18 protein-coding genes are annotated in these 23,519 nt (G+C 46.9%); 1 reads left to right on the forward strand and 17 read right to left on the reverse strand.

Features of this window, described 5'->3' with window-relative positions; genetic code table 11:
* Positions 1–79 precede the first annotated feature (79 nt).
* The 7 genes from PLA01S_RS05015 to PLA01S_RS05045 all read right to left on the reverse strand — a co-directional run bounded on the left by PLA01S_RS05015 (position 80) and on the right by PLA01S_RS05045 (position 8,062).
* On the reverse strand, positions 80–430 hold the full coding sequence (locus PLA01S_RS05015) for a DUF2512 family protein (RefSeq protein ID WP_127590401.1): 351 nt from the start codon (positions 428–430) through the stop codon (positions 80–82).
* A gap of 103 nt (positions 431–533) precedes the next feature.
* Positions 534–1,955, reverse strand: a complete 1,422-nt coding sequence (locus PLA01S_RS05020) for a sensor histidine kinase (protein WP_127590403.1) — start codon at positions 1,953–1,955, stop codon at positions 534–536.
* 3 nt (positions 1,956–1,958) lie between these two features.
* Entirely contained in the window at positions 1,959–2,666 is a 708-nt protein-coding gene (locus PLA01S_RS05025; RefSeq protein ID WP_127590405.1) for a response regulator transcription factor, read from the reverse strand.
* Positions 2,667–2,757: 91 nt separating this feature from the next.
* Complete coding sequence (locus PLA01S_RS05030; RefSeq protein WP_127590407.1) at positions 2,758–4,962, reverse strand: M1 family metallopeptidase; 2,205 nt, start codon at positions 4,960–4,962, stop codon at positions 2,758–2,760.
* Between the two features lie 26 nt (positions 4,963–4,988).
* Positions 4,989–5,354, reverse strand: a complete 366-nt coding sequence (locus PLA01S_RS05035) for a YxeA family protein (protein WP_127590409.1) — start codon at positions 5,352–5,354, stop codon at positions 4,989–4,991.
* A gap of 22 nt (positions 5,355–5,376) precedes the next feature.
* Positions 5,377–7,308 (reverse strand): ABC transporter permease, encoded by a 1,932-nt coding sequence (locus tag PLA01S_RS05040; protein ID WP_127591072.1) that lies wholly within the window; start codon positions 7,306–7,308, stop codon positions 5,377–5,379.
* Positions 7,295–8,062, reverse strand: a complete 768-nt coding sequence (locus tag PLA01S_RS05045; RefSeq protein WP_127590411.1) for an ABC transporter ATP-binding protein — start codon at positions 8,060–8,062, stop codon at positions 7,295–7,297. Before PLA01S_RS05045 ends, PLA01S_RS05040 begins: the two co-directional genes overlap by 14 nt.
* 282 nt (positions 8,063–8,344) lie before the next feature.
* Here PLA01S_RS05045 and glsA point away from each other — a divergent pair, with 282 nt between their 5' ends.
* Positions 8,345–9,286: a glutaminase A gene (gene glsA / locus PLA01S_RS05050; protein ID WP_127590413.1), complete on the forward strand. Its 942-nt coding sequence runs from the start codon at positions 8,345–8,347 to the stop codon at positions 9,284–9,286.
* Positions 9,287–9,420: 134 nt separating this feature from the next.
* Here glsA and PLA01S_RS05055 read toward each other — a convergent pair whose 3' ends face one another.
* The 10 genes from PLA01S_RS05055 to metE all read right to left on the reverse strand — a co-directional run bounded on the left by PLA01S_RS05055 (position 9,421) and on the right by metE (position 23,270).
* Entirely contained in the window at positions 9,421–10,098 is a 678-nt protein-coding gene (locus tag PLA01S_RS05055; RefSeq protein ID WP_127590415.1) for a protein kinase family protein, read from the reverse strand.
* Between the two features lie 258 nt (positions 10,099–10,356).
* Positions 10,357–14,085: a non-ribosomal peptide synthetase family protein gene (locus PLA01S_RS05060; RefSeq protein WP_246059334.1), complete on the reverse strand. Its 3,729-nt coding sequence runs from the start codon at positions 14,083–14,085 to the stop codon at positions 10,357–10,359.
* Between the two features lie 54 nt (positions 14,086–14,139).
* Positions 14,140–15,912 (reverse strand): methyl-accepting chemotaxis protein, encoded by a 1,773-nt coding sequence (locus PLA01S_RS05065; RefSeq protein ID WP_127590419.1) that lies wholly within the window; start codon positions 15,910–15,912, stop codon positions 14,140–14,142.
* Positions 15,913–16,417: 505 nt separating this feature from the next.
* Positions 16,418–16,750, reverse strand: coding sequence for a thioredoxin family protein (locus PLA01S_RS32415; RefSeq protein ID WP_127590421.1), 333 nt, complete (start codon positions 16,748–16,750; stop codon positions 16,418–16,420).
* A gap of 40 nt (positions 16,751–16,790) precedes the next feature.
* On the reverse strand, positions 16,791–17,129 hold the full coding sequence (gene ytxJ, locus PLA01S_RS05075; RefSeq protein WP_127590423.1) for a bacillithiol system redox-active protein YtxJ: 339 nt from the start codon (positions 17,127–17,129) through the stop codon (positions 16,791–16,793).
* Positions 17,130–17,315: 186 nt separating this feature from the next.
* A complete protein-coding gene (locus PLA01S_RS05080) occupies positions 17,316–18,092 on the reverse strand; it encodes a histidine kinase N-terminal 7TM domain-containing protein (protein WP_246059335.1) in 777 nt (258 codons plus the stop codon).
* Between the two features lie 240 nt (positions 18,093–18,332).
* Positions 18,333–19,190: a YwqG family protein gene (locus PLA01S_RS05085; protein ID WP_246059336.1), complete on the reverse strand. Its 858-nt coding sequence runs from the start codon at positions 19,188–19,190 to the stop codon at positions 18,333–18,335.
* 104 nt (positions 19,191–19,294) lie between these two features.
* The gene (locus PLA01S_RS05090; protein WP_127590427.1) at positions 19,295–19,747 is read right to left on the reverse strand and encodes a hypothetical protein; all 453 of its coding nucleotides are present in this window, start codon (positions 19,745–19,747) and stop codon (positions 19,295–19,297) included.
* 222 nt (positions 19,748–19,969) lie between these two features.
* Positions 19,970–20,677: an N-acetylmuramoyl-L-alanine amidase family protein gene (locus PLA01S_RS05095; RefSeq protein WP_246059337.1), complete on the reverse strand. Its 708-nt coding sequence runs from the start codon at positions 20,675–20,677 to the stop codon at positions 19,970–19,972.
* A 304-nt stretch (positions 20,678–20,981) separates the two neighbouring features.
* Entirely contained in the window at positions 20,982–23,270 is a 2,289-nt protein-coding gene (gene metE / locus PLA01S_RS05100) for a 5-methyltetrahydropteroyltriglutamate--homocysteine S-methyltransferase (protein WP_127590429.1), read from the reverse strand.
* Positions 23,271–23,519 lie beyond the last annotated feature (249 nt).

The raw sequence follows: 23,519 nt of genomic DNA on the forward strand, positions 1-23,519 counted from the left end.
ATAAAAATAAAGAAGCCTGATTTCAGGCTTCTTTACGGATCGCGCGTTATGTGTTTGTTACATATATTCCATTCTCGTTTTACGAGGCCCGCTGTCTTTTTTTAAACAGATTCTCGCCCCTAAGCCACATATGATATAAATACTCAAAGCTTCCTGCAAGTACCGCGATTAGCAGAACCTCCGAGAAATTAAGGGTCCAGTTCGCAACACCGCCAATGATCCACAGCATAACAAATACCAAGCCGGCATCCGCGATCGTAGCCATCATATTGCTGGTGCGGGGCAGAATATATAAATCCCCCACCAAATAAGCAACGATGCCAATTCCTAATGCCGTCAATATAGCCCCTGTGAACGAAGCATCGGTAAGCGCAACAAGCAGTGCCGTAATCAAAACTCCATGCACCAATAACTTAACAAGCAGTTTCATAAGCTATACACTCCTTTTCACGGTAGTGTTACCTGCTTGCATCATTATTACTCCTGAACATGGTCCCTAACCGTCGGAAAACCATCATGGATATCGGACGTTTCTAAGTACGCCCCAGTTTGATTTCCATAACCGTGCCTTGATCAACTTTGCTATGAACCTGAATATGTCCTCCATGCGCGATAACAATGTCATGCGTAATGGCCATGCCAAGACCTGACCCTTTATGGAGTTCTCCCGTATTGGTCCCACGATAATAGCGGTCGAAGATCCTTCCGAGCTCCTCCTGCTTAATGCCTTTTCCGTTATCCTCCACACGAATCAGGATCTGCTCTTCATTCTTCTCGACTTGGACCTTGATCGAAATATCCTCGCGGTTATGAACAATCGCATTATAGATCAGATTGCTGATTGCTCTGCGTATCAGAATATCGTCAACCTCGATTTTAATGACCTCATGACTGCTCCTAAAATCAATGTCCCGGTTGGCGTAGCTGGGGTCATTGAGGGTATCGATCACGACATTGCGTACCAGGCTTACGATATTTACATTTTTCTTATTCAACGTCAGCTCTTTATTCCTCAAGCGGGTCGACAGATTCAAGTCCTCGATCACGTCTCTCAAATATTTGGACTTTCCTTCGATGATCCCGGCATAATCCCGTATTTCATCCATGGAGAACTGATATTCCGTGTCCTTTATCATCTCCGCATAGCCTTGAATCGAAGCAAGAGGCGTTTTGATATCATGTGAGATATTGCCAATCCATTCTTCCTTCATCGCATCCAATTTCTTTCTTTCCTTCTCGCTTGATTTCAGCTCTTGGGACAAAAGATTGATATTGGCGAACACGTCCTTATATATCCCCTTTGGTTGATGATAGACGTTATAATCACGCCCAGCCAAACGCTTAATGCTGTCGATTAATATAAACATGGGTTTGGTCAGCCGCTTGCTAAAGATATAAGCGATACATAAGGCGATGAATCCGTCAACAATGATAATGGACACACTAAAGACCTTGAACGTCTGCGCGAAGTTCCGTGAATCGATGGTTAACACTTGCCGCTCCAGGTATGGGGTCGTAAATCCAACCAAGTAACTGTAACGATGTTCGAAGGCTGTCTTTTCGCCAATAAAGACGGTGGAAAGGACTTCCTTCTCGACATACTTATATATCTGTACAATATCGATGGGGGCGTACTTTGTTTTGGCCTCTTCCGGAGCAAGATAGCGGAAGATTTCCTTACCATCCTCATCCAGAATTTGAACCCATGCCTGATTCTTCTCCAGAATCTCCTTGCCCTTCTCGCTTATGGTAGCTCCCGATTCCGATATTACGATATATTCCTGAAAGGATCGGGATATCGACTCTGCTGAGGTTTGCCTATTTAGGAGTGGGAGATCCTCATTTACCGCTTGTAGAATGAATAGTCCGATAATCACCACGATGTTCATAATAATAACGATGACGACGATAAGAACCACGGAGACCAGATACCTGCCGGTCAGCTTCCACTTCATCCCTTATTCATCCTCTACAACAAGCTTATACCCAAGGCCTTTTACCGTGAGCAGATAGCGGGGATTGGAAGGGTCCTCTTCTATTTTCTCCCGCAGCCTCCGGATGTGAACCATCACGGTATTATCAAAACCGAAGAATTCCTCACCCCATACCTGATCATATAAACTTTCCTTGCTGATGATCTGGCCCGGATGTTTAAGCAGCAGCGTAAGCAGCCCCAGCTCTTTCGGTTTCAGTGGAATGACCTTCCCGCTCTTCTTCAGCTCCACCTTGTTTTCATCTAATTCAAAGGGGCCTTTCTTAATTACGCGATTCGGTTTGTCCTCATGCTCAGAAACATCCGGTCTCCGAAACCGGGCTTTGATCCGGTAAGCCACTTCCTTCGGACTAAATGGCTTGGTAATGTAGTCGTCGCCGCCGATGGCGAAACCCAGGATTTTATCAATCTCTTCTGTCTTCGCCGATAAGAAGAATATCGGAACATTGGAGACGCTTCGGATTTTCTTGCACACTTCGTATCCTTCTCCGTCCGGAAGCATGATATCCAGAATGACAAGATCGGGCTGCCATTTCTGGAATTCAAGCCAGGCTGCTTCCGCTGTTGCTGCGGTATACACCTGATCAATGCCTTCCTTGATCAGTACGGTTTGAAGAAGCCTGACAATATCCGCCTCATCATCAACGACAAGTACCTTTTGATCAAACGCCAAATTCGTTCACCCCCTGTTATAACCAACATTTTTCCCACCTGCCAAGCTGCTATTCAACAGCGTTTGGAGACTCGAGAAGGGAACCTCAAGCTTACTCCTCCGCAAAAAACTTCGACAGCGGATTCTCCTCTAGTTTATCTAACACCACCTTGCCATTCTTGTCCAACACATAGTACTGATAAAATGCGCTCGTGAATCCGAGAGATTCCTGCATGTTCGCCATGTACGTCTCCAAGGCCTCGTCTGTTACATGATCTCCATTCCAGAAATAGTGCAGCATTAGGCGATTTTGATTGAATGGATGCTTGATCGCATACGCCCCGGAAGCACTCGGTTGATTCATGGTATCCTTCCAGGCAAAGCCCATTTTGTTCGCCCGCTCGATAATACCGGATTTCAGCGCCTGCACTACCCCGTTCGATTTTCCGTTGCCAATCACGATCAGATTGCTTGTCCCCAGTTCCTTCTTTAATTTCTTTTTCAATACCTGACGATCCCGAATAACGTCATATTTCACTCCGCTGATATCCAGAAGCATCGTGAGCTGGTTCACCATGGCTTCTTGCTGCTTGCGTGTTTGAGTGCTTACTTGATCGCTCAGAACGATCGATAACGGCTCTCCTTGAAGGGCCTTCTCCATGATGCGGCTCATCGTTTCGTAGGGCAAGCCTGGAATTTGGGTTAAGGCTGATTGATACAGCAATTGAAACTGATCATGCAAATATGCGGTTTTTTCTTCGTCCGACAGTTGGTATTCAGGCTTAAGAACAAAACCCGGTTGATATAGGGCCGTGGCCATTTCGTTTCGCGCCTCTTTTCCGAGCACGTCTTCAATCGTTTGGAGAAGTCCCTCCATTGTGGCATTTTTATATACATAACGTTTGAAATATTCCCTCATAAAGTGGTCAAACTTCTCTTCCCCAACGGACCGGTACAATTGGTATAACGCTTGGCGACCTTTTTCGTAATAAACCGGACTAGCCAAGTCCCCCACCTCGTCATTGGTCGATGCAATGGCAAGTTCCATCTTGGAATCGTCAAATTGAATGGATTTAAAACCATTCAGCTTATCCCCCTGCTTCTCCGCAAAATACACCTTGGAAAAATCGGCAAAACCTTCGTCCAGGAACGATTCCTTCTCCGAATCGTTCCCGATCAGAGCGTGGAACCACTGATGAGCGATTTCATGAATGAATACCGTGTCCTGCGCCGGATCGGCCTGGCTCTGTATCTGTCCCATTTGGATGACCCGCGAATATTCGATAGCCACGCCCTCGACGTACGACTCGACGATTCGGAATTCCGGATAAGGATAAGCACCGTATTTATCACCAAAAAATTCGATCGCTTTAAATGCCTGATCGATATACCGATCCATGACCTGTTTCTTTCCCGGTTCGTTATCAAAATAAAAATATTCGATCGTCAAGCCGTCGCGGGTAACGCTGTTTACTTTGAAATTGGGACTGGCAAAGAATACGAATTCCCTTGTATTGTTGGCAACAGCGGAAACGACCTTGCGGCCGGATTCCACGTCATTCCGTGTCGTTATCGTGCCTGGCATCGCCACCTGATAAGCGTCGGGCATGTTGAACTCTACTTCATAATCTGCGGAAGCATAATAATCCGTTTCGAATGATGGACTGTAAGGGCTTGTATTCCATTGATGCTTCTCTTCATCATAGACCGACATGACCGGAAACCAGTGAGCGCCATTTACAATATCTTGATAATACGATAATCGCTGCGAACCATACGGAATGTTCAGAGAGAAGTCCATATGTACCGTTATCGCTGCGCCCGGTTGTATGGGCTCCTTCAATCGAATAGTCAAAGCCTGATCTTCATTATGGAAATCAAGTGCTTGGCCGTTTGCGTTCACTCCTTGAATATCAATACCTCCAAGAAAATCTTCCGGCTTCTTATCCGGATGGTTCTTGCTGATTTCTTCGTTTGATCGTTTAAACATGGACGTCTGTGTCGATTTTGAACGGTTCGCATCCGCATAGGTGTGGAATACCAGTTGATTCAACGTATCCTGACTGGTGTTTCGATAGGTAACCATGCTGCTTCCCTGTATGGTCATGTCCTTCTCGTTCAGTCTCGCCTGAATATGATATTGAATCGGTGCATGCGCTTCATCGCTCTCTGAAATTTGTGAAATTGCAGTAGGGGAATTAGCTTTTGCCGCTGCACTACCCGCGCTGATGAGCGGGCATGCAGTCAATGTCAATGCAAGTGAGCCGATGATAACCTTTTTCGATAGAATCGTCGTTCTTTCTTTAACATGAGTCACGTTATTCTCTCCCTCTGATATCGTCCTTATTTTCCTAACGTTTCGAGCTTTACTTTGGCTTGTTCCGGAAGCTTGTTTGCCTGTACCTCTTGATAGGAGCTGACACCCTTTTCTTTGACGTATAAACGCAGGTACGCTTCCTTCCGCAGTTCTTTGTTCGCCGTAAAGGTCAACGTCTTCGCTTTCCCTTCTTTGTTGAATCCCTCCAAGGTGTACTCATAGTAGATGTACTTCTCCCCGTTATCCGCTTTGTCTTCCACTTTGGTTCCATCTTGAATTTGCACATAATATGAATCTGTCCCGAAGCGGTTAATGTTCACATTTTGAATAAATACAACAAATCCAATGAGGATGGCGACAAGAATGCCGCCGAAGATCATCGTTTTTTTCATGACTCTACTCCTTTGTGGTAGTTTAATTTGTTTTGGTTACAATTTTATAGTAGGACCTAACGGTCACGACGTAATAGATCAAATAAACACAGGTGTAGACGCCCATACAAATCACAACTGGAATCACAAGATTCATATGCAGAAGTTTGGACAAAGCTGAAAGTGCGACAGCGCAGTGGGCAATGCCGGCAACGAGCGGCAAAGCAAAGATGAACAGGACTTGCTGGGCTATGCTCTTTTTAACCTCACGCCGATTTACGCCGATTTTGTTTAAAATCTGATATCTTGCCTTGTCCGAATTGGCTTCGGTTAATTGCTTGAAATAGATGATGCTGCCGGTCGCCGTGAGAAACACAAGCCCCAGGAATCCTCCCATAAAAATTAACAGGCCTGACGATTCCATTCCTCTTGCATAATCCTGATAATAGCTGGCGAATGACGCGCTTTCCGGCAAGACGCCTTCGATATCCTCCGTAAGTTGCTTCGCTTTGTCTTGATTCGATAGGCCATAAGCCTCCAGCAGGATGGGGTTTGTCTGCTTCTCCAATTGCGCAAACAGCTCATCGCTTACCACCATAGTAGAATAGACCGTACCCATATTCAGCACGCTATATTTCTTTAATTCCTTAAAGGTAATTTGCTGCTCCTGCTTGTTTTGTTTGAGAGTGACTGTAGAACCCACATAAGCCGGTGAAATTCCTTCGAAATAGGCCGGGTCCAAGACAACTGCCTCTTCTTCGCTTAAAGTAATGGTGTCTTTGCGGCCCTGCACCTTCGCCAGCTCGTTGAAATCATGCTGGGATATGATGCTGAATGTTTGAATGTCTTGCGAGAATGCCTCGCTAAGACCTCTAACATCAGCATCCACTTCCAAGACAGGGACGGACGCATGATATAACAGCTCGTGATGCGGAGTTGAGTCTATCAACTCGTCGACTCGCTTTGTTACGCTGCTATCATGGGAGATCCACATCATGCTGTTGGGGTTCGCTTGCTGTGCGCTGTTTGCATTGCTGTAATAGAAGCTGTACGCCGTCCCAACCGCAGTCAGTGTTGTGGCGCTAAGCACCGCAATGATCGTAAGCGTGCGTGCATTGCCTTTGATGCGATATAGAAGCTGGGAGACGCCGATCATGTTCATCCCGTTCCAGAATCGGTTCTTGTTATTTCTGGATAATTTCAACAACGTAACGGTCAGGGTACTGAACAGCAGATACGTTCCAATAATCACCGTCATCAGGATAACGAGTGGCGTTAGCATGAATCCCATCGCCGCCCAGGCCTTGGATTGCAGCAGGTTCTGCAGAGCAAGCCAGTATCCGGTGCCTATGAATACCAGAGACAATAAGGCGGTGATCCATGAAGCCTTCGGTTCCCGTTCTCCCTCCTGATCCGCATGAAACAACTCAATCAATTTGAACCGGTAGATCAATCGGTAACCCTGCAGAGAGGTAATAAGCGTAATGATCATGAACACGATGGTGGTGTTGATGATGGCCGCAGGCGATATCGAAAAATTCGACACTGCGTCATAACCCATGACCTTCATTAACAGGGATACAAAGAAACGCGTCAGCACCGAGCCGAGAGCAATCCCTGCCAGTAGAGCTAGCACACCCATCAGAAAATTTTCATAAAATAACATCCGGCCGATTTGTTTCTTCCGAACACCGAGCAGCGAATACAATCCGACTTCTTTCTTGCGCTTGCGGGTAAAGAAGGAATTGGAGTACCAAATGAATATAGCCACGAAGATGATCAGCACGACGGCCGCACCGCTAAAGGCCGAACTGATTTTTGTCGACCCCTCCGTTGCGGACTGGATCGCAGTATCATATTTTAGTGAAACAAATGTGAAATAAATGACGATACTAAAGATCATCGAAGCAAAGTACAAAAAGTAATTCGTGAAATTTTTGCGGATGTTTTTTCTGGCTATGCTAAATAGTGTCATCATGCTCACCCCCAAGTGCAGCAAGTACCTCCAGGATCTGATCAAAAAACACCTTGCGCAGCTGGTCTTCTCGATGAAGCTCCTGGTACAGCTGTCCGTCTTTTATAAAAATGACGCGTTTGCAGTAGCTTGCGGCATAAGCATCGTGAGTGACCATCATGATCGTGGAACGATGGAACTCATTCAATTTCTTTAAGCTTTGCAGCAAGCTTGTTGCCGACTTGGAATCCAGAGCCCCTGTCGGTTCATCCGCCAATATGAGGCTTGGACTGGCAACAATGGCGCGCGAGGCTGCAGTACGCTGCTTCTGACCACCCGAGATGTGATAAGGATATTTATCCAAGATATCGCGAATGCCAAACGTATCGGCGATCTCGTTAACCCGCTTCTCAATTTCGGCCGCAGGCACCCTGGACAACGCCAGGGGAAGCAAAATATTTTCTTTGACAGTGAGCGTGTCCAGCAGGTTGTAGTCCTGAAATATAAATCCGAGCTGGTTCCGGCGAAAATCGGACAGCTGCTCCTCGTTCATCGACACGATATGTTGTCCGGCAATGGTAATATCGCCTGCCGACGGTGTATCGATCGTCGAGAAAATATTCAGCAGCGTGGATTTGCCTGCCCCGGAAGGTCCCATAATGCCAACAAATTCGCCTTCCTGAATTTCAAGATTGATATCTTGCAATGCCGTATATTGATTCCCTTGAATACCGAATGTTTTTTCTACATGCTTTGCTTGTAATATAGTTGTCATATTGCGTTCTCCTTCAAGTCGTCGTTTGTTAAGCACAGATGTAATTATAGAAGGCGAATCTTACACGATTTTTATACGAACCTTACATAAAGCTTAACAAACTAGTTGAGTACACTTACACGAATCTGCTTGCCCAGTACAAAACAAAAACCCGCAGCATGGACATGGGCATGGCGGGCTAAAGCGCTCAATTATTCGGATTGGAACGAATGAACATGCTAATCCGTTTCAAGCAAGTCATAATCCTGTTCGAGATTCTGAATGGTGGAAGGGGTTTAAGAAATGATGTCACCCGAAATCGAAACCATTAGGCAGCAGCTCCCCGGCTGGCTGGGAGCAAGCTTGCCATGTGTCGGCAGAGGCAAAGTCGCCTCCTACATCCCCGAGCTATCCAAAGCTCCCCATGCTGCTTTGGGCATCACCCTTCTGAACACCCAGGGCGAATCCGCCACCGCCGGGGACTGCGGGCTGCGCTTTACGATGCAGAGCATCTCCAAAGTGTTTACCCTAATATTGGCGCTGATGGATAATGGAGAGGATGCCGTCTTCAGTAAGGTTGGCATGGAGCCGACCGGAGACAACTTTAATTCCATGCTGAAGCTGGAGTTAGTAAGGCCCGGCATTCCCTTCAATCCGATGATTAACGCAGGCGCGATTACCGTTTCTTCCTTAATTCGCGGAGGCAGCCCGAACGAGAAATCCGACCGAATTCTTCAGTTCCTAAAAGAGCTCTCAGGGAACGCTGGTTTGGAGTATGACTTGGGGGTTTACCGCTCAGAATCGGAAACCGGGAATCTGAATCGTTCCATATCCTTCTTTTTGAAGGAAAACGGGGTTCTAAGCGGCGATGTTGAAGAGGTGTTAGAAGTATATTTTCGACACTGCTCCATCAATGTGGATTGCGCCGATCTAGCCAGAATGGCCTTGGTGCTAGCCTGCAACGGTTCGGATCCGCTAACCGGCAAAGCGCTCATACCTCGAAGATATGTTCAAATCGCCAAGACATTCATGACGACATGCGGCATGTACAACGCATCAGGTGAATTCGCCATTCATGTAGGATTACCCGCCAAGAGCGGCGTTTCAGGAGGCATTTTAACTTTTGTGCCGGGACGTTATGGAATCGGTGTGCTAGGTCCAGCACTGAATGACAAGGGCAACAGCTATGCCGGCGTACATTTGCTGCAAACCATATCCCGGGAAATGGACTGGAGTATCTTCTAATTACAATAATCCCCCTGGAGCAGTTACAGCTTCAGGGGGATTGAATCCGCCGTATATGATCTGAATATAGCGCTTTGTTTGATAAGAGGGTAAGAAGGGAATGCTCCTAACCGTTTCGAATGGGGCCGGTTATCCTATTTTCTGAAGAACAGTCGCCCAATCCGGTCCGCAAATTCCTGCATATTCACACTGGATGGGTCAAGACGGTAATAACCGTTCTTCACGGCCTCCAATACCCAGAGCGGCAGCTTCTTGCCCTCAAGCAGCGGATATACGTTGTCGTATGCCCACACGAGATGCTCCCATCGCTTGTCGTTTCCATCCTGAATATACTCTGATACATCGAGTACCTTCCCTCTGCCTTCCTGCAGCAGTACATTCTTCAAATGAATATCCCGCGGGTTTAAGCCCTTGCTCCGCACAAAGGAGCGTGCAGCCTCGACATCATCGATGACCTGCCTTGGAACGGGTACACCATAGAGCAAACAATCGTACAGGGTTAATCCGGATTCATGACTGATCGCCACATAACGCTCACCTGCTCCATAAAATGCAGGAAAATAGGGGCTTCCCACCAGCTCTTGATAGACCTTAATCTCCGCTTCCTTCTTAGGCAGCGCCTCCGCAGCATACAGTTTAAACGCATAGGCCGGCAAAGGTTCGTATACGAATACCGCAGCATCCGTACCGATTCCGATGCAGCGCAGGTCATCCGATTCGCCTTCAATCGTTACAGGGTCGTTTTCACCGTTCTTGATAACTTCCATGCAAGCCAGTGCGGTTTCTGCCTGCTTCCAATGTTCGTGATTCATGGGCCACCTCATTTGGTGTTACTGGACTTAAATCAGTATGATATTACCACACTCACGCCATAAGAAAAAAGTCTATCGACGAACTTTCACAGATGACAGACCGCAATTAGATGAAGTTTTTCTTGCGAGATAAGGATGATAAGCCTCGGATGTTTATACTTTCTTATCTCTTTAAAAAAATATTTGCCGGCGATGGCTGATCCTAAACACAAAAAAACCGCGAAAGCTTCTCGCGGTTTCATGCTTGCTGCCTGATCGTTACTCCGGTTTCACGAAATATCCGATACCAGCGGCATACTCAATCATTTTTTCAAATAACGGCTTGTCCGGTAAAGCGCATTTCACGCCTGTGTGCTTGAGGAATTCCGATGTTTGCGGACAAGTATACCGGTAGATGGAATTCTTCGCTCCGTCGCCTTCGAACTGTGCCATCGCCAGCTCAAGGCCTTCCTTATCCTTCGGCTGCTGCGGGTCCAATAACCATGCCTCGTATTCCTTCCAGTCCATCACCGAAATGTCATATCCATGGGCTTTAAAATGCCCCACCATGTCCTCATAAGGAATGGCAACCGGGTTACAGATATGGAACACTCGCCCGACCGTTTCTTGCTGAAGCAGAAGAGCGGTAATGGCTTCCCCGGCATAGTTAATCGGCGTAATATCCACTTCCCATCTCACGCCAGGTGCTTTCTTCAACAGCAGCATCGCTTTCAGCATGCGGTAAAAAGCGTTGTTGTCGATGTTTTTCTGGAAAATTCCATTCTCCGAGTTACAGGACAAATTCCCAACACGATAAACCGCTGCCGGGATGCCTCTATCAGCACCGGCTTTAATGACCAGCTTCTCTGCCTCCAGTTTGCTGTTCGTGTAGACATTCTCGATGGACGACTCTTCATATCCCGTTCCGGCAACGATGGCCTCCCATTGACCGCCCATTGCCAAATCTTCAGGGATCCCAAGCGTAGATATAAAGTGGAAGCGGATATGCGGTCTTCTCTGAGCCAATGCTAACAGGCGGTCCGTACTCTCGACATTGACTCTCGCAAAATAGTCGGAATCGCCAAAATGCTTCACTTCAGCTCCGCAATGAATGATGGAATCGATGCGCGCTTCAATCATTGCACGGTCTTGGGCTCCGAGCCCGAGGAACTCCTGCTCCAAGTCACCCTGAATCGCAATCACCCTTTTATCCATTCGAGACTTGACATCTTCGCCAAAGTATCCGGTCATGATCTGCTCAAGGCGAGCATAAGGCTCCATCAGCTTCGATGGCCGAACCAGGCAGTACACGGTAGCAGTCGATTGTTTCAGTAGTTCATACAACAGATGTGATCCCAGATATCCCGTGGCACCTGTCAGCAAAATATGCTGCTGGGTATAGGTGGGTTGTGCCGAACCATGATGGATAGGGAAAGAGATCGGATACTCAGCCAAATCCTGAATAGGAAGATCCCTATCCTCTGTTTGATCGGATGGTTTCGTTTGCTGCCCCAATTCCTCTACTCGCTCCGCTAATTTTTCAATCGTCGGATACACAAAGAAATCATTGATCTTCAACTGTGGATAAAGCGGCTTAAGGAGCACCAGAATCTCCAGAATTTTCAGAGAATAACCGCCAATATCGAAGAAATCGTCATGGATGCCGATTTTGGTTTGGCCGAGAGCTTTTTCCCAGGCTGCAGCAATATCCCGCTGAATATCGTTAACCGGTGCCTCATAGGGGGAGTCGTCCTCTTCCATCTCCATCGACAACTCGTATAATGCCAGCTTCTTACGATCGATCTTACCGGTCGGGGATAGCGGCATTTCTTCGACGAAACACATGTATTTAGGAACCATGTAACTAGGTACCTTCTGACTTAAAAATTGCACCAAATCCTTAGCGGAAGCTGCCTGTCCATCATGGGTTGTATAGAATGCCGCTAACATTTTGGTTCCGTCCTCGTCCATTCTCGGAATGACCGCGATGTCCTTTACGCGTTCATGCTTCGCCAGATTATCCTCGATCTCCCCAATCTCGATCCGAAAGCCTCTAATCTTCACCTGTGAATCTTTACGTCCCCGGTATTCCACTTGTCCGTTCGGCAGCAGGCGAACCAAGTCTCCGGAACGGTAGTATTGTTTTCCAGATTCCGGTGTTAACGGATCCAGTATGAAGGCTTCTTTGGTTTTCTCAGGCTGATTCAGATACCCTTTGGCTACGCCAACCGAGCAGATTAGCAGCTCTCCGGTTACGCAAGTTGGACATAACTCATTATGTTCATTCACAATATACAATTCATAGTTGGCAAAAGGCGTCCCGATATACACGGTGGCCAGATCGTCCGGAACCGGATAATCCACGACATGCCCTGTTGCTACAACCGTCGTTTCCGTTGGGCCGTATAGATTCACGATTGGAATCTGCAGCTTCTTCTGGAACATACGAACGGTTTCTCCAGCCAGTGCTTCCCCACCGACCACGATCGTTTTGATATTACGGTATTTGTAAGTATCTTCCACAGGCAAATAGGCTGCCAATTGATTAAAAAACACCGTAGGCAAAATCGCGACACGCGTTGCATTGGTTTCTACCACAGCCTCCGTAAAGGCGTCTATGGAGAAACGCTGCTCATCGGAGAGAAGATGCAGCTGTGAACCGCAAGCCAGCGATCCGAATATATCGTAAACGGAAGCATCAAAGCTGAATGTGGAATATTGAAGAATGATATCCTGTTCACTCATCTGTAATTTCTCTTGATTGGCCAGTGCCAAATTCACGACGCCTTGATGGGCGATTAAGGCACCTTTCGGTTTGCCCGTAGAACCGGAGGTATAGATAATGTATGCCAAATCATCGCCTTCAACGCGGACGCCACAGGCTTCGGGCGAGTATAAAAGGAATTTATCATCAAGACAGAAGTACGCTGGCTTCGGTTGAAAACCAGCCAGGAGTCCATCCAGCTTTGCCGTGAAATCCTGATGCGTAAGAATAATCGCTGACTCGGTATCCTCGATAATATAGGCATTTCGTTCATCTGGATGTGATGGATCCAGCGGGATATAGGCTCCGCCGGCCTTGAGCACACCGAGCATACTGACAATTGTATTCAGGCCCCTCTTCATAAATATCGAGACGAATTGGCCTTTACGCAGCCCCTTGTCAATAAGCATATGTGCAATTTGGTTTGACAACCGGTCAAGCTGTTCGTACGTTACTTGCTCATGACCCGACGATAGTGCAATTCGTTTCGGAAATTTCTTCACAATGGAAGCAAGCATCGACACAATGGTAGGATCCTCCGGTAGCTCCTTCTTTGTGTCGTTGAGAATCGTGTACGCGTTCCGGTCCTCTTCTGTCAGCATAGGCAAACGGCTAACCGGCATGTCTCCATGCTCAAGAGCCGCGTTTGCAAGTTGCTCAAAATGCCTGCTGAATTTTTCGATCGTTTCTTCTTTATATAAAGGCCGTGCATAGGATACGTAGAGTGTCCACTCGTCCTTTCTTTCCTCCTGAACCATCCAGTTCAGCCAGCTAGAACTATAGGCATAACCATTCCCATTATTGCCATAGACCGTTTGGAGAGTGAGCGGTTGACCAGTGAATCCTTCTATATCCTCAAGCGAAAAGCTGCTTCCTTCAATCTGCTCCATTTTGACGGAAACTTGCTCATAAATCTGTGCGAATGAATCGTCGCCGCTTAAGTTAACTCTAAGCGGAAGGAGATTGCCCTTCTCATTGTTCACGCCGATCAGCAAATCGGTATCGTGAGTCATTCGGTACAGAAACACCACATAGTTTGTGAGCATCCACGCCTTAATGTCATATGAATCGCGGAACCGCTTGATCTTACCGGTTTCGATACGAAGGTTAATCGCCATGCGATCAAGCTCTTGCTGCTGAAGATGCGCTGGACCATCGGTGTACATATAGAATCCCGGTAAAGGTAGCTGCAGTTCATTCAACCAATATTCTTTGCCTTGTTCGATCATCAATGTTGTATTCAAAGGTTTCAGCTCCATCTTTTTTCTCTACTGTTTCTGTTGTCGTAGCATTACACACTATACTTGCAATTTGTTAACAAGGGCCTCCAACTCAGCGGAAACCTGGTTGATCTGTTCTGCAGACTCGAAGATTTTGGCGAAGGAAGCCTGCTGTTCCTGGGCACTGATCCGGATCTCACCCGACACGGACGAGTTTCTCTCTGCGAGCTCTGCCAGTTGTTTAATAGCCGCGGTAATCTGTTCGGTTTCGGCAACCATTTGCTGTGTAGCGGCAGACACCTCTTGAATTTGACTGGTCACCGTATCGGTTGCCACCAGCATGCCTTTAAACAGCTCACCGGTTTCTTTGACAACCTCAATCCCCTTAGCGACATTGTGTTCTCCTTCGCTGATCGCTTCTACAGCAGATGCCGTTTCATCCTGAATGTATCGAACCAATTCAATAATTTGGTCCGCCGATTTTCTTGATTCCTCTGAAAGTTTCTTAACTTCGCTGGCGACGACAGCAAAACCGCGTCCCTCTTCGCCCGCTCTTGCCGCCTCGATACCGGCATTGAGTGACAACAGATTCGTCTGAGAGGAAATTTCGGTAATAACCTGCACGATCTGACCGATCTCATGCGAGCGGTTCTGCAGCTTCTCGATGATATTCACCGAGTTTTTAACCGAATGATCGATCGAATTCATCTGCTCGATAACCTGTTCCACATTGTGATTACCACGTTCCGATTGTTCCTTCATCTGAATGGATATCTCGGAAAGATCCGATGTATTGCCGGCAATCGTGGATACGCCCGATGAGATTTCCTCAAGCGAAACGACGCTTTCGGTTATGGACGTGCTCTGTAAAGCAACTCGTTCCGACATTTCCTCCATATTTTTAGTAATAGCAGAAGAGTTATTGTTATTGACTTCCACAGCCGAGAAGAGGAATTTAGACTGCTCTGCAGACTGCTCCGATACCGTTTTGATCGTAGTAACTAGTTCATTAATATGATTGACGGTTGTATTGAACTTGGCATTAACCTGCCCCAGCTCATCTTCGCCGGCTTTTAATTGGACGGTGAAGTCACCTTTGCTCAGCTTGTCAAGCGCCCCCATTAATGCTTGAATTGGTGCGAATGTCCGTCTAATCGTGAAGTATTGCAGTGCTAATACAATCAGCAAAGTAATCAGCAGCGCAAAAACCGTATTGGTGATCAATTCCTGTTTCCCGGAAGCGATTAAGCTTGCATCCACGTCGATCCCCATATAAGCAAAAACTTCGCCGCTGGCATCCTGGAAAGGATGCAGCACGGTGATCCAGGTACCGTAATTGTCTGTATAACCTTTGGTGTAGACGGTTTTTTTCGTTTTCAACATCTCTCTTACGGCATCGGCATGGATCTTCGGTTGTTCGTATAAGTCTCCGAGATTCAAGTCTTCTTCGGCAAACATATCGAGCACTGCCGTAGGCATGGCAATAATCGAGGTCTTGTTGCCACCCTCGAGCTCCGGTCCAAAAATATAGCCTTGTGCAATGTTGGGATGACTTAGGGATAGGTCATCAAACGTTTTGGTTAGTTTCTTTTGGATATCCGCATTGCGGTCGGTCGCGCCTTTCACCGCTTGAGCATCTTCCAGCGATACGGACTTAACCAAGGTATCCATAATTTTTCCCGAATCGGATTGCAACTGCTTCGTCAGCACGCTGTCCTGGATATAATAGCTTGATCCAATCACAATGGCACCCGTAATAATGATATACAGGCTCGTCCATAACATGTTTTTTGTTACAATGCTCAGATTTTTAAACCGCGTTCCTCTTGATAACTTTTTTCGCTCACTCACTTGGTGTCTCTCCTTTGATATCTCTTATGTATCTTCCATTAAAAATAGGGATCTCTTTAGCGAACCTGTCGCATCACCTACTTTCCTGGAAACATTGAATATTTCCGGAATTTTTCATGAATACAATACATTTTTCAAAAATGTTCGTCTTGAATGAACCGCCTTCCCCCTCCATCATTCTTCTGACATAGGTTCATTCCACATAAAGTTCTTGTTATGTGAAATTCCAGTTCAATAGATCCATATTCACGTTATGATTCCATAAACCTTACATACATCTTTTGTACTATTAATAAATCGGCATTTCCCCTTATATTTTTAATACTTTAGTAATATTTGAATGCAAAATAATCCTGGTTTTCGACAATTATTTGAATTTTCATTGAAATTTCATCAACTGGGATCGCTGGATCCACCTTACTCGGAAACGCAAAAAAGGCGACATTCCGAATAGTCAGATGACTTTGGAATATCGCCTTATGGCTTCATTGCATGAAGAGGAAGCCTAGTTAAAGAAATTCATTATATTGTTTAATTTCCGCTCTAACTCCCCGAACTGTACAAATCGATCTTCCCTCAGAAACTCTTTGCCCTCAACGAATAGCAGGAGCGAGGGGGCGGTGAATATCAAATATCTTGAGGCGATCTCCCCTACCACTTCGGCCTGAATATGTCCAAGTGAGATACTCGGGAACCGCGTTAACAGTTCTCTAAGTTTCGGTAATATCGCATGGCATACACTGCAATCTGCCCTGGATACATATAAAAAACTGAATGTGTGATCTTGAATAAATCGTTCGATCGCCTCTATCGACGTCAGATGTTCCAGTTCTTTCATAATGATCACCTTGCTTTCAGGAGACATGCAGGTTAATTGTTCAGTCCAGAACCGCTGTGATGTGCGCAGACGTAACCGCCCAATGTGAAGCCGTCCAGTATTTCGCTTGGTCCTTCACATAAATAATTTGCGGCGATTCATGCTTCACGTTCAAATCCTCGGCGATTTTATTGGAAACCGGACGGGATTCGATGACTTTAACCAATGTATAATCCACATTACCGTTTGGCGCCTTTTTCAAATAAGATTCATACTCTGCCAAAGCATTGGAGCTAACCGGGCATGTCGTGCTATGCTTCAGAATGACTTGACCGCGTTCGGAAGATTTCTTCAGAATATTTTCCCATTCTTCTAGTGTTGTGATTTCATTCCATTGCATATGATTTTCTCCCCTTTGATGTGATTTATCGCATTGCATCCATTATATAAACCAATAGCTATTATACACTTAAATTCCGCTATTTTCATATTTAGAGATTACCACTCTTCATCCGACACTCGAATTGTATTACGGCCGGAGTGTTTAGCTTCGTATAATGCACGATCCGCAAGTTTCAATAACCTCTTAAGCCAATCTGTTGTCCAGGTCCAATACAAGGACACCTTCTCGCATACTTGCAAAAAGGTTGTCTCTCGCAATCGGTGCCACATGAAACAATCCTTTGGAGGTGAGTGCCCAGAGATAGAGCGCGGAGGTAACCGTCATGATGACGGGAATCGGGTCCATCCCATCTGGCGTAAGCCCGCCAAGATAAAGAAAATCGCCAATAAGGGGCAGAACAAGACCGATCAGCATCGTGTTCAGTTGAAACCGGTAGGACGGCATCTTATGCCAGCTCCGCAGCAGTAGGATCACTCCGCCGATCATGCAAGCGAAGGTGTAGGCTCCCTGAATGATGTACCATGGGCCGGCAACCACGTCTACTTTCAGATTGGAAATGCCTGAGTAGAATCCGATCTCGCGATAGTATAAATGATGCATTTCGTTTGTCATGACGAGCAGCATGGTTACGACTGGAATAGCAAACATCCCAATCAGCAGAGGACGTCTCAGATATCGTTCCATTCCAAGATAGGACAGAATGATCAGCAGATTAAGGGGGGGCAGAAACGGCATGCCCAAATATTCAAACTTGATCCAAAATTGAATCTCATGAAGCGAATTGCTGGACAATTCCAATGCAGCGCCGAAAGTATAGATCGACGCAAGCATACTGAAGACGAAGAAGGGTTTGACCATAGCAAGTTTCGAACGCCCAGACAGCGCGTAAAGACCCATGATGATGTTCAATACGCCTGCCGTGACAATTAGCGTAATCATAGCGGAGTAAGGTGTTCCCATGTTGTAGGCTCCAAGTCTGCATGTGGTTAACCGGTCATCTCAACCGATCAAATCTTTAAACCGATGTTACCACAGTGCCCCTATCGGAACAATGTTCCAACTATTGGATACCCCCTACTCGCCGCTAGTCGGAAACGATGAGCACAAAAAGAACCGCGGGTTACGCGGTTCCCCTATCCCCTATCTGTTTATTATTCACTCTAATATGCATAGAGTTTATCGTGCAATATTGAATCGTGCTCAGCTTGAGTACAGCGAACAATACGTGCGCTCGAAATTTCTGGCCAGCAAGTCCTCTTTTCGGATGAAAAATTGCAGTTCACCCGCATCCCACCAGCAAAATCCTACCTCGTCGTCCGAATCGATTGCCAGCAGCAGCAGTGTATCCCGGATTTCCTGCTGGGCCCGTTCCGCGTTGCCGCCGCAATGATCGGTAATTTGCTGCAGGGCCGCCTCCATGGAATAATTGTACTCTGATCCCGTTAACAGCATTAAAGCAGCCTCGTGCTCACAATCTCCATGCTGGGTAGAGGGGTAGCCAAAGATCGACGCGATGTCGTCAGATTCCAGCCCCGTCAATTGATGGCACAGGTCCTCGTAAGATTCAAAATCGTGCTCCTCATCCTCGATAACCTCATCATCCACATAAGCGTAATTAGGAGGCTCAAGCGTGGCTCTGGCTTCAATACGGTAGCCAGTGAACTCTTCTTCTAACGCGGTCCCCTCAGGCGATTTACATCGAATTACAGGCGCTGTCTGATCCTCTGCCAGATACAGAACCCGGTGCTCAATGTTATAGGCAGGTTCATCAACGCCAACGAAGAAATACAGCATTCCGCTAAGCGGAAGTGAAGCCGTGGCGTCGTGAGCTGCCAAATCCCTCAACTGCAGCTGTGTCAAAAACGTCATCGGTGTTCCATCCGAAGTGAGCGGCCATTTAATTCCTTCGGGAAGATCGGGATCTCCGCCAATCCGTGAATTGCACGAGCTGGTATAGTTCTCCTCTCCCTGTTTGGATAACCGAATGCCTTGCCGAGTATGTTCGATTAAATAGTCTGCTGCATGTTCAAATTGGTGCTCTTGGATGATGTTTTGCATTTTGACCAAGTTGTGTTCGTTTAGCTTCATCGTCTGTTTCCTCATCTTTTCATAAATTATAATGCTGCCATGATTACGAAAATTGCCCAAGTCTGAAGGTCCTGTTATTCTTCCTTAAAGAGATCTTCAATGATCGACTTATCATAGCCATTGGTGATCCTGTAACTCCAGGAATATTTCTTATGTATGCCTCTATTCGGAGAGATTCGGATGATATCCGGTTCCGTATAATGTATTTGAAAGGGCTTGTATTCGACGTTAATCCAGATCCAGTAATCCGTCCCCCTTGGGTAATTGTCGGTCCTCCATAACTTCGCGTGGGAGAAGCTATTCATGATGCGCTCGATGGTTGCCGGATCGGTAATTTTTATTCGATTCTCCCCGTACGAAATGCCCCTTTTCTCAATCGTTATATGATCTATCTTCTGTATGTCATGGATCTGATCGCCCATCAACTCCTTGTAGGTCGTTCTGGATTGAACTAATGAAAAGACCGCTCCCGACAATATGGTCAACGTCACGATAGCAAAAAAAATTCGCCATGACCTGTCACTCATCACGATTCCGCCTTGAAACCCTTTAGGTTACGGGCTATCTCATTCACTTTTTTCATATCCCCCTCCACTTATGCACGTTAATGGCACGGCACCCTCATAATATAAACCCCATCAGCCATGCTTTAGTTGCCGGATAATTTAACATCTTTTGGTTTGATCTGTCAATCCATTATTCGAAAGAATACCGAATCTCTAACTTGACATGATTGCCCACTTCTACGCTCAGTATATTCTTTCCTTGAAGCTTACCTGCATAAATGGTATCTTCCCCGTTCTGGGAATAGGCGACATATCCTCGGCATTGGTAAGATACCCGACTTCGATAAGCACTGCCGGCATTATCGGCGTTGAGAGCACTTTTAATTGCTCTTCCTTTATACCGCGATCACGAAGGTCGATTGCCCTCACCAAATGCTTCTGCAGGGTCTCGGCCAAAGGAATGCTATCCGCGTGCCGGTATAGGGTTTCGGTACCCGATGTCAAAGGATCGGTATACGTGTTGCCATGAATGGACACCATGGCATCCGCATTCCAATCATTCGCGATCGCTGCCCGTTCATCCAATTCGATGAAACGGTCATCCGTTCGTGTCAAGAGAGGCTCAAACATAGGATCCTCCTCAAGGAGGGCAGCAACCCGTCCGGCAAGGGACAGGTTGAACGCCTTCTCATATGCGCCGCTGACGCCTGTAGCTCCAGGATCCTTTCCCCCGTGGCCTGGATCGATGACGATCCGAAATGTCTCTTGATGATTGGGCACGTCAGGAAGCGTCTTAAAGGAATCCGCAAGTTTGGCCGATGATGCCGGTACCAGCTCCATAGTAGATGCACCTGTGTTTACTACCATTTTGAAGCCGACAATAAACATGATGGCAATAAGTAGAATATAAAATAGGATGACAAATTTTTTGCGTTTCTTGTAATAGTTCATGGCTCCTCCTTCTGGATGATCGTGCTAGATACGATTCCATAAGAAGAATATAATCGCCGGATGTGACAACGATTTTACCAAGATGTCAACAACTTGTGTCCGATACTGTACTATGGATACAAACAAGAGTATTTTCATAGATTCATGACGATGCAAAACCACCGCGCAGAAAAAAAGCCGCACGTGTGCGGCTTTCTCGAAATCATACACTTTTAAATTTATAAACCCGTTGCGACGTGTCTCCTCCCTGATTCTCCAATGACAGATCGACGTCAATTGTACAGGCAGACGCATCGTGTCTACGTTACACGTTCAGCGAATAGGACGAACGAGCGATCTCCGTGGCTTGAACCATGTTACGGAGGGATGCGACCGTTTCTTCCTTACCGCGTGTTTTGAGACCGCAGTCCGGGTTGATCCAGAACAGTTTCGGATCTAGGACCCGCAGTGCACGCTCGATCATGCTTGTCATCTCTTCCACACGAGGTACCCGTGGACTATGGATATCATACACGCCAAGTCCAATCCCTAATCTGTAGGTATTGACTTCAAAGCTATGGATCAGTTCGCCATGACTGCGCGAAGTTTCAATCGAGATGACATCGGCATCCATCGCCTCAATCGAATCGATCATGTCATGGAACTCGCAATAACACATATGCGTATGAATTTGCGTGGTCGGCTGAACCGTGCATGTAGTCATACGGAAGGCTTTAACAGCCCATGCGAGATACTCCGCTTGGTCTTCCTCCTTCAGCGGCAGCCCTTCGCGGACCGCAGGCTCATCCACCTGAATCATTCCGATGCCCGCCTGCTCCAGCGCCTCTACTTCCTGTCTTAAGGCATAGGCCAGTTGATAAGCAATCTGCTCCCGCGAGATGTCTTCGCGAACGAACGACCAGTTCATGATCGTAATCGGACCGGTTAGCATCCCTTTCACGGGCCGGTTAGTCTTCGACTGTGCATATTTCGTTTCCTCTACCGTCATCGGTTTCTCGAATGCCACATCCCCGAAGATCACGGGCGGTTTCACGCAGCGTGAGCCGTAAGACTGAACCCATCCAAACTGAGTGAAGGCAAAGCCTCCAAGCTTCTCTCCGAAAAATTCAACCATGTCCGTTCTCTCGAACTCGCCGTGCACAAGCACATCCAGGCCGATTTCTTCCTGCAGCTTGATCCAAACATCGATTTGATCCTGAATGAATCGCTCATACTGCTCATGATTCCATTCTCCCTTGCGCCACGCCTGGCGTGCCTTCCGCACCTCGGCTGACTGAGGGAAGCTGCCGATCGTCGTGGTCGGAAGAATCGGCAGCTGCCACTTATTCTGTTGAGCGACATGACGCTCTGCGAACGGCAGACTGCGAGCCGGATTCTGAGCACTAATCTCGGCAACTGTCTGCTGAATGTCATGTCGATTGCGCTCTTCAGATTGTTTAAGTGCCTGAAGCGCAGCCTCGCATTCCTCCAGTTCCTTGGAGATTCGGGCTGTGCCTGTGGAGATTGCTTTTGTCAAAAGTACCAGTTCATTCAGCTTCTCGTCGGCAAAGGCGAGCGCCCCTTTTAGTTCAGGCTGCAGTTTCGTTTCATTGTTCACCGTCACTGGAACATGCAGCAAGCTGCACGAGGATTGAACGATCAACCGTTCAGCGGCTACGTATGTCGTCAGTTCTTCCAATTGCGACAGCTTCTCGCGAAGGGACGCCTTCCAGATGCCCCGTCCGTCGATCATACCGGCGCCCAACACTTTATTCGCAGGAAACCCTGACTGTTTAATGGCTTGCACATTGCCTTGGTAACCATGCACCAGGTCAAGTCCGATGCCGCTAACCGGAAGCTGGATGATATCCTGATAGTTTTCTACGAATTCAAAATAGGTTTGCAGCATGATGTTTAGGCCAGGCGCCGAAGTCGCAAACGTTTCATAGATGGTTGTTAAGCGCTTCAGATCGGCTTTGCTTAATTTCGTTACCAGGATCGGCTCGTCGATCTGTACCCATTGAACGCCTTCTTGTGTGAGCTCCTGAAGGATCTGAACGTACAGCGGCAGTAATTTATCAAGCCAGGCATCCGTTTCCGAGGCTTGGTAGCCTTTGGACAACTTCAGGAAGGTGAGCGGACCGACAATAACCGGCTTGCCTTCTATCCCGAGTTTCTCCTTGGCCTCTCGATAAGCTGCCAGCGGTCTGTTCTCCGTCAAAACCGGAGCCGCCCCATCCAATTCTGGTACGATATAGTGATAATTGGTGTTAAACCACTTGGTCATTTCACTTGCTGTAGCGTCCTTCGTTCCGCGAGCCATACCATAATATACAGACAATGGCACAACACCGCCCTCATAAGCGAAGCGCTTCGGTACGATACCGAACATCGTCGCCGTGTCCAGAACATGATCGTAATAACTAAAATCATTGACGGCGATCAGATCAATTCCGCTCTCCTGCTGCTTGCGTAAATGATTCAACCGAATCTCCTGCAGCTGCTTGTGAAACTCCGATTCTTCGAGCTTGCCCGCCCAGAATGCTTCCAGGGCTTTTTTCCATTCCCGATCAGCGCCAATACGCGGATATCCCAGTACACTGCTCTTTGCCATCTATGTAACACTCCTATACAAATTGTTACAAGAAAGATATCACGTATTGATCGGTATAGTGTAACTCATATAAGCTATATCTAGTTATAGCCTACGGCTATAGCGAGGTAACTGCGATGATTATCGTTGACTCTCTTTCCTTTTTGACAACCATCCGATAAGACAGCCCGCCATACTCGAGGCGTACACGATAAATAAGCAAACGATGGCAAATAAGGCCTTCATGTATATAAACGCGAATCATCGATA

This window comes from Paenibacillus lautus NBRC 15380, from assembly GCF_004000945.1.
Classification (GTDB): Bacteria; Bacillota; Bacilli; order Paenibacillales; family Paenibacillaceae; genus Paenibacillus_AQ; species Paenibacillus_AQ lautus.

Coding starts and splice junctions, on each gene's coding strand:
- PLA01S_RS05055 (WP_127590415.1), bottom strand. CDS start 10,098: ATGAATCACGAACATTGGAAGCAGGCAGAAACCGCACTGGCTTGCATG.
- metE (WP_127590429.1), bottom strand. CDS start 23,270: ATGGCAAAGAGCAGTGTACTGGGATATCCGCGTATTGGCGCTGATCGG.
- PLA01S_RS05095 (WP_246059337.1), bottom strand. CDS start 20,677: ATGAACTATTACAAGAAACGCAAAAAATTTGTCATCCTATTTTATATT.
- PLA01S_RS05020 (WP_127590403.1), bottom strand. CDS start 1,955: ATGAAGTGGAAGCTGACCGGCAGGTATCTGGTCTCCGTGGTTCTTATC.
- PLA01S_RS05035 (WP_127590409.1), bottom strand. CDS start 5,354: ATGAAAAAAACGATGATCTTCGGCGGCATTCTTGTCGCCATCCTCATT.
- PLA01S_RS05090 (WP_127590427.1), bottom strand. CDS start 19,747: ATGAGTGACAGGTCATGGCGAATTTTTTTTGCTATCGTGACGTTGACC.
- glsA (WP_127590413.1), top strand. CDS start 8,345: ATGATGTCACCCGAAATCGAAACCATTAGGCAGCAGCTCCCCGGCTGG.
- PLA01S_RS05045 (WP_127590411.1), bottom strand. CDS start 8,062: ATGACAACTATATTACAAGCAAAGCATGTAGAAAAAACATTCGGTATT.
- PLA01S_RS05040 (WP_127591072.1), bottom strand. CDS start 7,308: ATGACACTATTTAGCATAGCCAGAAAAAACATCCGCAAAAATTTCACG.
- PLA01S_RS05085 (WP_246059336.1), bottom strand. CDS start 19,190: ATGCAAAACATCATCCAAGAGCACCAATTTGAACATGCAGCAGACTAT.
- PLA01S_RS05080 (WP_246059335.1), bottom strand. CDS start 18,092: ATGGGAACACCTTACTCCGCTATGATTACGCTAATTGTCACGGCAGGC.
- PLA01S_RS05015 (WP_127590401.1), bottom strand. CDS start 430: ATGAAACTGCTTGTTAAGTTATTGGTGCATGGAGTTTTGATTACGGCA.
- ytxJ (WP_127590423.1), bottom strand. CDS start 17,129: ATGCAATGGAATGAAATCACAACACTAGAAGAATGGGAAAATATTCTG.
- PLA01S_RS32415 (WP_127590421.1), bottom strand. CDS start 16,750: ATGAAAGAACTGGAACATCTGACGTCGATAGAGGCGATCGAACGATTT.